This is a genomic window from Bradyrhizobium sp. CCBAU 25338 (assembly GCF_028128965.1).
GTDB classification, from domain to species: Bacteria; Pseudomonadota; Alphaproteobacteria; order Rhizobiales; family Xanthobacteraceae; genus Bradyrhizobium; species Bradyrhizobium liaoningense.
The window spans coordinates 561,472-574,081 of the sequence record NZ_LFKY01000002.1 but is presented as its reverse complement, the minus strand read 5'-3'; the positions used below and the strand labels follow the sequence as shown (position 1 = coordinate 574,081).

Sequence of the window (12,610 nt, the reverse complement as noted above, 5' to 3'; positions counted from 1 at the left end):
CTAATAATTTATCCGCAGCCCGACGCCGCCGTGGATCGTGTTCCCGACCGGCTGCGGGCCCAACGTGCCGTTGGCAAAGAGATCCACGATCCAGCCCTTTTGCACGCGGAAGCCGAGGCGGCCGCCATATTCGAACCAGCCCTGGTTGCCCATGGTCGGCACCACCACGCCGTTGCCGGTCACGGTGGCGACAATGCCGCTGTGACTCGCAAACGACTGCACCCAGCCGCCATTGATGTTTGTCTCGATGTTGCTGCCGAAGAGATGCGTCCACTGGCCGCCGATCTTGACGAGGCCGGTGCGGTCGGTGCCATCAGCGATGCTGGCGTCGAATGGATTGAACGCCACCGTACTGTCGCTATAGCCGGAGACGCGCTGCCAGAGCTGCCAGACCTCGATCGAGGCCGCGACCTCGTCGCGTGGCGAGAGGCGACTTATCCAGCCGGCGCGACCGTAGACGGCGTAGTTCGAGGCGTTGGTCGAGCTGGTCACGCTCACCGGGCCGAGACTGGTATCGTAGCTGCGCGTGTAGCGCGCCTTCTCCCATGGCGTCAGGATCGTGCCGACGTCGAAGAACGGCCGCGACGAGCCCCAATCGGTAAAGTCATAGCGCAACGCAAAAGCGCCGATCGGTGCGCTCGTGATCTTGTAGCCGCCCTCGTCGTAATGCGTGTAAGCGATGCCGGCGAGCAACGACAGATTGTTGGTCAGCGCCTTGCGGCCGTGGATGCCGGCCGAGAACGAGCCGGCCGAGCCGAATGCGCTGATGCAGTCGCCGCAATTGATCTGCTCGTTGACGCCGAGCAGCACCGTGCCGAGCACCCGGTTGGTGATCATCTGGTTGAAGCGCTGGTTGGCGAGGCCGCCGATCGAATTGCCGCTGGAAGCCGCGCCGGTCGGTGTCGGGCTCGGCGACGGATATGGGCTGGGGGAAGGATACGGGCTCGGCGACGGTGAGGGCGCGGGGCTTGGTGAGGGCGTAGGACTCGGTGAGGGCGCTGGCGAGGGCGAGTAGGTCGGCGACGGATAAGGCGTCGGCTCGCCGCACTCGGACCCGCACTCCGACGCCTGCGCAGCCGCCGGGCGGGCCCCCGAGGCGACAAGCGCAAACGCGGCCAATGCGGTCAGCACGCCGATGAGGATGAGGCGCTGGAAGCGGTATTTCGTCATCGTCAGCGCCCGCACAGCATGCCGTCGTCCTGGACGGCGGGCGTGATGGTCGGCGAGGCGCCGGCGTATTGGTTGACCGCGCACAGTCCGGCACTGGCGGCGCAATTGGCGGCAAACGTCCAGGGCGGCGTATTGGACTTGGTGATGCTCACTTTGCCGCCGGTCGAGGTGATGATCGCGGTGTCGCCTGGCTGGGTGAGCTGCACGCACTGGGAGCTCTTGGTGCAGACGCTGGCCGCGCCGTCCTGAAGCACGACCACGGAGCGCCCGCGCTGCGAGAGAATGTCGAGCGTGGTGCCGCGCACACCGATGGTCGCAAGCGGCGTCGTGATCTTGTAAGCGGCCTTCTCGGAACGCCCGGTGACGAAGCGGAATGCGCCCGTGGTCATGCGGATCGCGACGTCGCGATAGCTGCGCTCGTCGTTGAAGACGGTGCGGTCGAGCTTCAGCGTGGCGCTGGGGCCGAGCGACAGATTGGTGCTGTCGGCCATCACGAAACGCGCCGCGCTGTCGGCGCCGGTCCGCACGGTCTCGTCGCGCAGCATGCTGTCGCCGACATTGATCGGCGTCGTGGACGCGGCCACGCGCACAACCTCGTTCTGGATCACGACGGCTTCGCCGACGCGAGTCTGCGCCTGCGCGCTAGAGCCGGCGCACAATGCGGCCGACGAGAGGATGGAGAAAAGCCAAAAACGCAAATTCATTTCGCAACCGATCGATGTGTCCCTGATCGTACCGGATCGCGCTCGCTTGCGATGTGGCGTAATTATCACAAGCGGCGCGGGACGTGCGCTATGCTTAGTGACAGTTGCGGCAGAATGCGTTCAATGAAAACGACGATCCTTGTTTTTGTCCGCGGTGACGCAAATTTGCCACGCAAGATATCTCAACAGCAGCCCCTCGAGGGTTTCGCAGTTCCAAAACTGTCGCGGAGCGCAGTGCTTGCTGTCGCGATTTTCCTGATTGCCCATCTGGCGCTGCTGATCGGTCTCACCACGCCGGAGAAATTTGTCTTCGACGAGGTGCATTACGTGCCGGCGGCGCGGCAGATGCTGGCGCCCGTGATGTCGCAGCCGATGCTCAATCCGATGCATCCGCCGCTGGCCAAGGAGCTGATCGCGGCATCGATCGCGACCTTCGGCGACAACGCGCTTGGCTGGCGTTACCCCGCGACGTTGTTCGGCGCGTTGGCGATCGTCGCAATCTATCTGTGCGGGCTCGCGCTGTTTTCCGCGCAAGGGCCCGCGATCGCCGCGGCGCTGATTGCAGCGTTCAACCAGATGCTGTACGTGCAGGCGCGCATCGCGATGCTCGACATCTTTGCGCTCGGCTTCGGCCTGCTTGCGACCGCCGCCTTCATGCATGGCTTTCGCAGAGAGCGGCCGCACGCCTTGTTTGCCGCGGCAGGAGCTCTGTTCGGACTTGCTGCGGCCTGCAAATGGAGCGGCCTATTTCCGCTTGGCGTCTGCATCGTCATCGTTACGGTGATCCGCCTGATGCAGGGCTGGCGTACGCTGTTCGCCGACGCGAGGCCGGAGGACTGGTATCGGCCGGAGCTGTGGCCCGGCTTGAGGCTGCATCATGTCGCGCTCTGCTTCGTCGTCTTGCCAATGGTGGCCTACCTTGCCGCTTTCGTCCCGCTCCATGGCGTGTCGCTGCCGGATTTGATCGAGGCGCAGCGGCGGATCTTCGCCGACAACACCACGACGGCCATCGCCGGCCACACCTATATGAGCGCATGGCCGTCCTGGCCGTTGCTCGCGCGCCCGGTGTGGTTCCTGTTCGACAAGACGGGAGATGACAACGTTGCTGCGATCGTCTTTCTTGGCAATCCGCTGGTGCTATGGCCGGCGCTGCTCGCGCTCGTCGTGGTGTTGCGCGATTTCATCGCGGCGCGGCGGTGGGATGCATTCCTGATCGCGGCATTCTATTTCGGTCCCTGGCTCGCCTGGGCATTACTGCCGCGCACGCTTGGTTTCATCTACTACTATCTGCCGGCGGCGACCGCGGCGTCGCTGGCGCTGGTCTATGTGCTGCGCCGGGAGGGGCTGCCGCGCTGGCTGCTGTGGGCCTATGTCGGCCTCGCTGCGGCCGGCTTTGCGGTCATGCTGCCGATTTCCGCAGCCTTCATCGGCACGTCCATGCGAATCTTCGGCCGCCTGATGCTGTTCCAAAGCTGGATATGACATCGCCGCCTGCCGGGCCGCGGCAGGCGGCGTGTCGTGCGCGACGGCCGCGCGTCTACTTCGCTGCGGTCTTGGTGTCCATGTTCACGACCTGGACGCGGCGGTTGATCGCGTCGGCGCCGTTGGCGGCATCCTTCAGCTTGGTCTCGCCGTAGCCGACGGTGACGAGATCGGTGCCGTTGAGGCCGTAGTTCTGCACCAGGTATGTCTTGATGGTGTCGGCGCGCCGTTCGGAGAGCCCTTGATTGTATGCTTCGCCGCCGGTCGCGTCGGTGTGGCCGGCGACCACGAAGGTCGAGCCCTTCAGCGCCGGATCGGACAGCGCCTTGCCGAGCGCCTGCACCGATGCCACCGACGTCTTGGCGATGTCGGCCGAGTTGTAGTCGAACTGGATCTCCAGATCGATCTTCGGCTTGGTCGCGGCGAGCTCGGCGATCTGCTCGCGCTCGCCCGTCGAGAGCGACCGGGTCGGGCGGTTGCGCACCGTGTTCAGGAAGGTCGCTTCCTTGGCTTGCGCGGTCGTGTCGGCCTGCGGACCGACGGACAGGCCGCGGGTTGCCGGCTTGGGCTTCAGTGCATCCAGGATTTTGTCGGTGGAGACATTGTTGTCGCCGGCCAGAGCCAGGCCCGCCGTCATCGACAGGGCTGCCGAAAGAGTGATCGCCTTCAGTCCAAAAAACTTATCAAAACGGGTCATTGTCATATCCTCGCTGCTACGCCTGATGGCGATTTGATGCCGCGAGCCTAGGGCAGGTTCAAAGGCCTCAATGTGATCTTCCTCACATTCGAAATTGCCCCGCGGAGATTCTGACTGTCTCGACCGGGAACGTCGGGGAGCGCCCAAAAGCCGCACGCTGAGAGCGGGCTGATTCGGCAGTGCAGCAACGAAATGTCTTCTGCCTGAAAAACTTGCCGTTGAAGAATGGCAGTTGTGGTGGCCGGCATCAGGCCGGCTGCCTTTTCTGGAGGAGAAGTTTGATGAAGACCCTGTTGCTCGCGACGGCATTCGTGGCGCTTGCTCTGTCCCCCGCATCCGCCGCCAAGATGGCGTGCACCAGTGCAAACATGGCCAAGCTCGTTGCCGGGATGGGCGGCGAAGACACGCCGGGCAAGATCGCAGCGAGGAAGTCGATGGCCGCGGCCAATTCCGACATGAGCAAAGGCAACATGCGCGGCGCCTGCAAGCATTACATGAGCGCCGAGAAGGCGATGGCGATGAAGTAGGCTCCCGCGATCCCGGACGTCATGGCCGCGCTGGCAGCAGATGGCAGCGCGGCTTTTTCGTGCCCCTGCTTCTTTGCCTCGCGGCGAATCCGGCTACATTGCGTTCCGCAATGCCCCGCGCCCCGAAACCACTTCCGCTCTCGACCACACAGGCCCGGCAGATCTGGCTGCATGCCCAGCGGCTCGATGTGCGCACTCCATTCGGGGAGGGCGCGCAGGCCGTTGCCGACGCGACTGCTCATCTCGGCTATGTGCAGATCGACACCATCAACGTCATCGAGCGCTGCCATCACCACATCCTGTTCAGCAGGATCCCGTCCTACCGTCGCGCCGATCTTCGCCAGGCCCACAGCGTCGACAAGAGCGTGTTCGAATACTGGACCCATGCGCTGTCCTACGTGCCGGCCGCCGACTTCCGGTTCTTCCTGCCGGCGATGCGCGAGCACCGGCGCGAGGGACACAGATGGTTTGCATCGGTGAAGCCGGCTGACACGCGCAAGGTGATGCGACTGCTGCGCGCCGGCCCGCTGACGATCCGCGACATCGAGGATGACGTGCTCGTCGAAAAGGAGCACCTGTGGCAGAGCCGCAAGCCGTCGAAGCGCGCGTTGCAACTCGCCTTCTATACCGGCGCCGTCACCATCAGCGAGCGCCTGGGCATGCTCAAGACCTATGAGCTGATGAACCGTCATTTCGGCTGGGACAAGCTGCCGAGGCCGGCATCGGCAAGGGAGACCACGGCCTATCTGCTCGACCGCGCGCTGCGCTCGCAGGGCGTGGTCAGTCTCGATTCGATCTGCCATCTCGACGCGCCGAGCAAGAAGCCGGTCGCACGCCTGATCGCCTCGCGCGTCGGCCGCGGCGAGCTCGTGCCTGTTACGCTCGAGGGCGCCGGCAAGCAGGAGCATTGGGTCTCGCCCGCAGCGCTGGAGGCGGGCGGCGAAGGGCCGCCGCCCGATCTCGTCCACATTCTTTCGCCGTTCGATCCCCTGATCATCCAGCGCAAGCGTACCAATCTCATCTTCGGCTACAACCATCTGTTCGAAGCCTACGTGCCAAAGGCCAAGCGCAAGCTCGGCTACTTCGCGCTGCCCGTGCTGGTCGGCGACGAGATCGTCGCCGCGCTCGATCTCAAGACCGACCGGCAGGCGAAGAAGCTCTTGATGCAGAAATGGACCTGGGTCGGGCGGGGCAAGAAGGCGGCGGGACGACGGGAGCTCAAGCGTGTGATCGAAGAAGAGCTCGACCGATTCGAGCGGTTTCAATTGGCGGAGTGAAGTCTTCATAGGATGGATTAGCTAAGCATAATCCACCGCTTCTAGTATCCCGCGGAGACAGACATTGGCGGGTTACGCCGAGCGGTCAGCGCTCTGCGCAGCCGCGCGCCGACCTTCCCTACGCAGTTGGACGAGCCGATCGATCCAAACACCGAAGGCAATCCCGACCGCGTAAGCGGCCAGATTCCACAGCGAGAATATGCGACCGAGCAGCAGCGCGCCGGCCGTTGTCAGCCGGAACGCATCGAGCCATGGCGTGTGCACCAGGCGGGAGAATTCCACGATGACCGCAATCGCCACCGCGATGGCCGCAATCTGCATCCGCGACAGCCTCGGCAGCACAACCCCGACCAGCAAGAACACCATCGTGGCCCACAAGAGCGAGCCGCCATATTTCACCACGAAGGCCGGAAGCCCGAGCGGAAAGCCGTACCAGCGCAGGCACAGCCCGCAGACGATCACCATCGCGGCGAGGGCGGCGCGGATCAGCGATGTCAGGAGCGGCGCAACAGGTTGATCCGGCTGCGCCCCGCGCATTGCTCGCTCCATTGACTCTTTGCCCGCGATGCTCAAAACCGCCACCCAGCCCTAGAAAAGCAACAACCCGGGGGGAAGCCATGAGCCAGACCACCTATGCCGGTTCTGCCGGCGGAGCCAAGAGCGCCAGCAAGAGCGACATCGAGACCTCGACCATCCGCGCCATCTCCTGGCGGCTGATTCCGTTCCTGGTGCTGGCCTACTTCTTCTCCTATCTCGACCGCGTCAATCTCGGCTTTGCCGCGCTGACCATGAATGCGGAGCTGAAGTTCACCCCGCTGATCTTCTCATGGGGCGCCGGCATCTTCTTCATCGGCTATTTCATCTTCGAGGTGCCGAGCAACCTCGCGCTGGAAAAATTCGGCGCGAGCCGCTGGATCGCCCGCATCATGGTGACCTGGGGCATCATCTCGGCACTGATGGCGATGGTCAGCGGCGTGACGAGCTTCTACGTCCTGCGCTTCCTGCTCGGCGTCGCCGAAGCCGGCTTCTTCCCCGGCATCATCCTCTATCTCACCTACTGGTATCCGGCCCAATATCGCGCCCGCTTCCTCGCGGCCTTCGCCATCGCCGTTCCGGTCTCGACCGTGATCGGCGCGCCGATCTCGGGCCTGCTGCTCGGGCTCGACGGCATGATGGGGCTGAAGGGCTGGCAGTGGCTGTTCATCATCGAGGGCATTCCTTCCGTGCTGCTCGGCGTCGTCACCTGGTTCTATCTCACCGACAGACCGGAGAAGGCGGACTGGCTCTCGGCCGAGCAGAAGGCGTGGCTGAAGGCGAAGCTTGATTCCGAGATCGCCATCAAACAGGCCGCGAAGCATCCCTCGCTGGGCGAAGCCCTGTCCTCGCCGAAGGTGATCGCGCTCAGCCTGATCTATTTCGGCTTCGTCGGTGCGCTCTATGGCATGCAGTTCTGGCTGCCGCAGATCGTCAAGGCGTTCGGCCTCACCAACGCGCAGACCGGCTTCGTGACCGCGATTCCCTATCTGTTCGGCACCATCGCCATGGTCCTGTGGGCGCGGCATTCGGATGCGAGTCGCGAGCGCGTCATGCATGTCGGCGCGCCGTTGCTGCTCACAGCTGTCGCTCTCGGCATCTCCTCCTTTCTTACCGATCCCACCCTGACGATGGTGGCGCTGACGGTCGCCGCGATCGGCGTGTTCTGCTGCTTCGGCGTGTTCTGGACGTTGCCGACCGCCTGGCTGTCCGGCACGGCGGCGGCCGGCGCGATCGCCCTGATCAACTCGATCGGCAACCTCGCCGGCTTCGGCGGGCCCTATTTGATCGGCTGGGTCAAGGAAGCCACAGGCCAGACCTCGACCGGTTTGCTCGTCCTCGCCGTGCTGCCCCTGATCGCCGGCATTTTGGTCTTCGTCGGCGGCCACGACAGCAAGCACGAGTTCGCCGAGCAGGGGCGGTAAGGGCTTCGCAGGCTGGGCAACGGTGCGCACTTCGCGCTCCGTGCCTCCCGGGCTGACGCGTGGCACGCTTCCGCCTTCGCCGTCTGGGCTGCGCGGACAGTCCTCCTGCCCAACTCTACAATCGCACCTTCGCAACTCGGCCATCCCAATCCTTACCACCCCTTAACGATCACGCTTTCCTGATGACTGACGATTATTGACTTTCGTCAGTGATTAGTCGACATTCCTCAAATCGAGATACAGGAGTGTCCTTCGATGTTCGTCCGGTCGGTTTTGTCCAGCTATTCCAAGCTCTTGGCGGGTGTGTCGTTGGCCCTGATGGCCGCTGCCCTGGCCGGGTGCAATGATACTGTTGCCGAGAAGGCCGAGCCGCCGCGGCCGGTTTTGGTTGCGACCGCCCATTATAGTGCCGAGACGCCGGAGCGGAGCTTCGTCGGCACCATCAGGCCGCGGATAGAGAGCGATCTCGGCTTCCGCGTCGCCGGCAAGGTTGCCAAGCGCCTGGTCGAGGTCGGCCAGACTGTCGAAATCGGCCAGCCGCTGGCCACCCTCGACGAGGTCGACCTGAAGCTCCAGGCCGAGCAGGCCGTCGCCGAGCAGACTGCCGCGACCGGTGTGCTGGCCCAGGCCGCCGCCGCCGAGCAGCGCGCCAAGGACCTGAAGGCCAAGGGCTGGACCACCGATGCGCAACTGGATTCGAGTCGCGCCGCCGCCGACGAGGCCCGTGCGCGCCTGAACCGGGCCGAGCGCTCGGTCGAACTGACCAAGAATTCCCTTTCCTACGCGACGCTCAACGCCGACGCCCGAGGCGTCGTCACCGCAACGCTGATCGAGCCCGGCCAGGTGGTTGCCGCGGGCCAGGCCTCGATCCGTGTCGCCCGCTTTGCCGAAAAGGAAGCGGTCGTCGCGATCCCTGAGACGCTGGTCGGACGCGCCAAGTCGGGCGTCGCCAGCGTCACTCTTTGGTCCGAGCCGAACAAGAAGTATGCGGCCAAGCTGCGCGAGATCGCGCCGGCGGCCGACCCGGCCACGCGCACTTATCTGGCAAAGTTCTCGCTGCCTGAGGCCGACGACAAGGTCGCGCTCGGCATGACGGCGACGCTGACGCTGTCTGACGCCGCGACCGAACGCGTCGCCCGGCTGCCGCTGTCGGCGCTGTTCAACGAAGGCGGCAAGCCGTCCTTCTATGTCGTCGACGACAACGGCTCGGTCGCGCTGAAGCCGGTGACGGTGAAGTCTTACGAGAGCAAGGACGTCGTCATCACGGGCGGAGTCGAGGAGGGCGCCAAGATCGTCGCCCTCGGCGTGCAGAAGCTCGATCCGGGCCAGCGGGTGCGGATCGTGTCGTCGCTTTCTTTCTAATTGCTGTCATTCCGGGGCGGTGCGAAGCACCGAACCTGGAATCTCGAGATTCCGGGTCTGGTTCTTCGGACCATCCCGGAATGACACGAGAAGTCGAGTTCGTCGTTGCAAGGCGGAGTTTCGGCCCGAGCGCTAATGCGAAGGCTGAAGCGGCGAAGCGATCCAGAACCTGCCCAGCCCCCTGGATTGCTTCGCTGCCTCGCGACGACGGGTTGAATAGAGCGGCTGTCATATTTGCAACTGGATCTTCTTTTCGGAGAGAGCGATGAAGCGCTTCAACCTTTCGGCCTGGGCCGTCAGCCATCCGACGCTGGTTCTCTTCCTGATGATCGTGCTCGGCGTCGCCGGCTTCTTCTCCTATGAGAAGCTCGGCCGCGCCGAGGACCCGTTCTTCACGGTGAAGGTGGTCAACGTCTCCGTGATGTGGCCGGGCGCGACCGCGCAGGAGATGCAGACCCAGGTCGCCGATCCCATCGAGAAGAAGATCCAGGAGCTGCCCTATTTCGAGAAGGTGCAGACCTATTCCAAGCCCGCCTTCACCGCGCTCCAGGTCACGTTCCGCGACAACACGCCGCCGAAGGACGTGCCTTATCTCTTCTACCTCTTGCGCAAGAAGCTGGTCGACGTGCAGGGCCAGCTGCCATCCGGCATCCTCGGGCCCGTCGTCAACGACGAGTTCTCCGACGTCGATTCCATCCTGTACATGATGACCGGCGACGGCGCCGACTATGCCCAGCTGAAGAAGGTCTCGGAAGGTTTTCGTCAGCGCCTCCTGAAGGTGCCCGGCGTGACCAAGGTCGACGTCTACGGCAATCAGGACGAGCGCATCTTCGTCGAGTTCTCCCACGCCAAGCTCGCCACCCTCGGCATCACGCCGCAGGCGCTGTTCGATTCGCTCGCCAAGCAGAACAACGTGACGCCGGCCGGCACGGTCGAAACCTCGTCGCAGCGCGTGCCGCTGCGCGTCACCGGCGCGCTCGACGGTGCCAAGGCCGTCGCCGAAACGCCGGTCGAGAGCAACGGCCGCGTGTTCCGTCTCGGCGACATTGCCGCCGTCACCCATGGCTATGTCGATCCACCGAGCTTCGTCGTGCGCCAGGAAGGCAAGCCCGCGATCGGCATCGGCGTCGTCACCGCCAAGGGCGCCAACATTCTCGAGCTCGGCAAAGAGGTCGAGAAGGCAACCAACGAGTTCATGAAGGCCGTGCCGCAGGGCATCGACGTCAAGCTGATCGCCGACCAGCCCAAGGTGGTCGAGCACGCCGTCGGCGAGTTCGTGCATTCCTTCATGGAGGCGCTCGTCATCGTGCTGTTCGTCTCGTTCCTGGCACTCGGCTGGCGCACCGGCATCGTGGTCGCCTTGTCGGTGCCGCTGGTGCTCGGCATCGTCTTCATCGTCATGAACACGATGTCGCTCGACCTGCACCGCATCACGCTCGGCGCGCTGATCATCGCGCTCGGCCTGCTCGTCGACGACGCCATCATCGCGGTCGAGATGATGGTGGTGAAGATGGAGCAGGGCTGGGACCGCGTGCGCGCGGCGTCCTTTGCCTGGGAATCGACTGCGTTCCCGATGCTCACGGGAACGCTGGTCACGGCCGCCGGCTTCCTCCCCATCGGCTTTGCCAATTCCGCGGTCGGCGAATATGCCGGCAGCATCTTCTGGATCGTGGCGATCGCGCTGGTCGCCTCCTGGTTCGTGGCGGTGATCTTCACGCCCTATATCGGCGTCAAGCTGCTCCCCGACATGAAGGCGCACCACAACCACGATCCGCACGCGGTCTACGAGACCCGCATGTACCGTGGCCTGCGCGCCATCGTGCAATGGTGCGTCAATCATCGCATCACCGTGGTGGTTGCCACCGTCGGCGTCTTCGTCGCCTCGATCATCGGCTTCGGCCATGTGCAGCAGCAGTTCTTCCCGCTGTCGGAGCGGCCCGAGCTGTTCCTCCAGTTGCGCCTGCCCGAGGGCACCGCCTTCAACGTCACCGAGAAGGCGGTGAAGAAGGCCGAAACGCTGCTGAAGGACGACAAGGACATCGAGACCTATACCTCCTATGTCGGCCAGGGCTCGCCGCGCTTCTGGCTCGGCCTCAATCCGCAGCTTCCGAACGAGGCCTTCGCCGAGATCGTCATCGTCGCCAAGGGCGTCGAGGAGCGCGAGCGCATCAAGGCCAAGATCGAGAACGCAGCTGCCGAAGGCTTCCTGACCGAGGCGCGCGTGCGCGTCGATCGTTTCAACTTCGGTCCACCGGTCGGCTTCCCCGTCCAGTTCCGCGTGATCGGCCCCGACGCCAACAAGGTGCGCGAGATCGCCTACCAGGTCCGCGACGTGATGCGGCAGAACAAGAGCGTCAAGGACGTCCAGCTCGACTGGAACGAGCAGTCGCCTTACCTCAAGCTCGTCGTCGATCAGGATCGCGCCCGTGCCATGGGCCTGACCCCGCAGGACGTCTCGCAGGCGCTGGCGATGCTGATCTCGGGCTCGCAGGTCACGACCGTGCGCGACGGGATCGAGAAGGTCGGCGTGGTCGCCCGCGCGGTTCCATCCGAACGCCTCGACCTCGGCGGCGTCGGTGATCTCACCATCACCTCGCGCAATGGCGTTGCCGTGCCGCTGCAGCAGATCGCCAAGATCGAATATGCCCATGAGGAACCGATCATGTGGCGGCGCAACCGCGACATGGCGATCACCGTGCGCTCCGACGTCGTCGACGGCGTGCAGGCACCCGACGTCACCAACCAGATCACGCCTAAGCTGAAGGCGATCAAGGATCACCTCGAGCCGGCCTACCGGATCGAGCCGGGCGGGGCGTTCGAGGAATCCGCCAAGGGCAACGCCTCGATTTTCATCCTCTTCCCGGTGATGGTCATGGTGATGCTGACGCTGCTGATGATCCAGCTTCAGAGCTTCTCGCGCCTGATCCTGGTATTCCTGACCGCCCCGCTCGGCATCGTCGGCGCCTCGCTCGGCCTCAACGTCGCCAATGCCCCGTTCGGCTTCGTGGCGCTGCTTGGCCTGATCGCGCTCGCCGGCATGATCATGCGCAACACGGTCATCCTGGTCGATCAGATAGAGACCGACGTCTCGCACGGCCTGCCTCGGCGCGAGGCGATCGTGGAAGCCACCGTCCGCCGCGCCCGGCCAGTGGTGTTGACGGCGCTCGCCGCCATCCTCGCCATGATCCCGCTGTCACGCTCGGCCTTCTGGGGCCCGATGGCCATCACCATCATGGGCGGCCTGTTCGTCGCGACCTTCCTCACACTCCTGTATCTGCCGGGCCTCTACGCCCTGTGGTTCAGGAAGAGCCTGGATGAGGCAGGTACCCCGGAACAGCCTGCGGCGCCGCAGCATGGGAGCGATGAGCATTCCGCAATTCCGCTTGCTGAGGCGGCTGAATAAGTGAGATGAAGTGCTGACGGATGAGTCCTG

The 12,610-nt window shown here is 64.3% G+C and carries 10 protein-coding genes; 6 read left to right on the top strand and 4 right to left on the bottom strand.

Features of this window, described 5'->3' with window-relative positions; genetic code table 11:
* Together ACM42_RS04125 and ACM42_RS04120 are read right to left on the bottom strand one after the other, a co-directional pair.
* Complete coding sequence (locus ACM42_RS04125) at positions 1 to 1,170, bottom strand: hypothetical protein (protein WP_271526720.1); 1,170 nt, start codon at positions 1,168 to 1,170, stop codon at positions 1 to 3.
* A 2-nt stretch (positions 1,171 to 1,172) separates the two neighbouring features.
* Positions 1,173 to 1,874, bottom strand: a complete 702-nt coding sequence (locus ACM42_RS04120; protein ID WP_271526719.1) for a FecR family protein — start codon at positions 1,872 to 1,874, stop codon at positions 1,173 to 1,175.
* A gap of 51 nt (positions 1,875 to 1,925) precedes the next feature.
* On the opposite strand from ACM42_RS04120, the gene ACM42_RS04115 reads away from it, so the two are divergent.
* Complete coding sequence (locus ACM42_RS04115; RefSeq protein ID WP_271526718.1) at positions 1,926 to 3,356, top strand: phospholipid carrier-dependent glycosyltransferase; 1,431 nt, start codon at positions 1,926 to 1,928, stop codon at positions 3,354 to 3,356.
* A gap of 55 nt (positions 3,357 to 3,411) precedes the next feature.
* Here the strand turns inward: ACM42_RS04115 and ACM42_RS04110 are convergent, their stop codons facing one another.
* The gene (locus tag ACM42_RS04110) at positions 3,412 to 4,053 is read right to left on the bottom strand and encodes an OmpA family protein (RefSeq protein WP_271526717.1); all 642 of its coding nucleotides are present in this window, start codon (positions 4,051 to 4,053) and stop codon (positions 3,412 to 3,414) included.
* Positions 4,054 to 4,334: 281 nt separating this feature from the next.
* Here ACM42_RS04110 and ACM42_RS04105 point away from each other — a divergent pair, with 281 nt between their 5' ends.
* Positions 4,335 to 4,580 (top strand): hypothetical protein, encoded by a 246-nt coding sequence (locus ACM42_RS04105; RefSeq protein ID WP_131866094.1) that lies wholly within the window; start codon positions 4,335 to 4,337, stop codon positions 4,578 to 4,580.
* A 110-nt stretch (positions 4,581 to 4,690) separates the two neighbouring features.
* The gene (locus tag ACM42_RS04100; RefSeq protein WP_271526716.1) at positions 4,691 to 5,857 is read left to right on the top strand and encodes a winged helix-turn-helix domain-containing protein; all 1,167 of its coding nucleotides are present in this window, start codon (positions 4,691 to 4,693) and stop codon (positions 5,855 to 5,857) included.
* A gap of 72 nt (positions 5,858 to 5,929) precedes the next feature.
* On the opposite strand, the gene ACM42_RS04095 is transcribed toward ACM42_RS04100, so the two are convergent.
* Positions 5,930 to 6,394 carry a ribosomal maturation YjgA family protein gene (locus ACM42_RS04095; RefSeq protein ID WP_271526715.1) on the bottom strand — a complete coding sequence of 155 codons (465 nt, stop codon included), beginning with the start codon at positions 6,392 to 6,394 and terminating at the stop codon, positions 5,930 to 5,932.
* Between the two features lie 80 nt (positions 6,395 to 6,474).
* On the opposite strand from ACM42_RS04095, the gene ACM42_RS04090 reads away from it, so the two are divergent.
* The 3 genes from ACM42_RS04090 to ACM42_RS04080 all read left to right on the top strand — a co-directional run bounded on the left by ACM42_RS04090 (position 6,475) and on the right by ACM42_RS04080 (position 12,580).
* Positions 6,475 to 7,815 (top strand): MFS transporter, encoded by a 1,341-nt coding sequence (locus ACM42_RS04090; RefSeq protein WP_271526714.1) that lies wholly within the window; start codon positions 6,475 to 6,477, stop codon positions 7,813 to 7,815.
* A gap of 255 nt (positions 7,816 to 8,070) precedes the next feature.
* Positions 8,071 to 9,177 (top strand): efflux RND transporter periplasmic adaptor subunit, encoded by a 1,107-nt coding sequence (locus ACM42_RS04085; RefSeq protein ID WP_271526713.1) that lies wholly within the window; start codon positions 8,071 to 8,073, stop codon positions 9,175 to 9,177.
* A gap of 265 nt (positions 9,178 to 9,442) precedes the next feature.
* The gene (locus ACM42_RS04080) at positions 9,443 to 12,580 is read left to right on the top strand and encodes an efflux RND transporter permease subunit (protein ID WP_271526712.1); all 3,138 of its coding nucleotides are present in this window, start codon (positions 9,443 to 9,445) and stop codon (positions 12,578 to 12,580) included.
* The last annotated feature ends 30 nt before the right edge of the window (positions 12,581 to 12,610 follow it).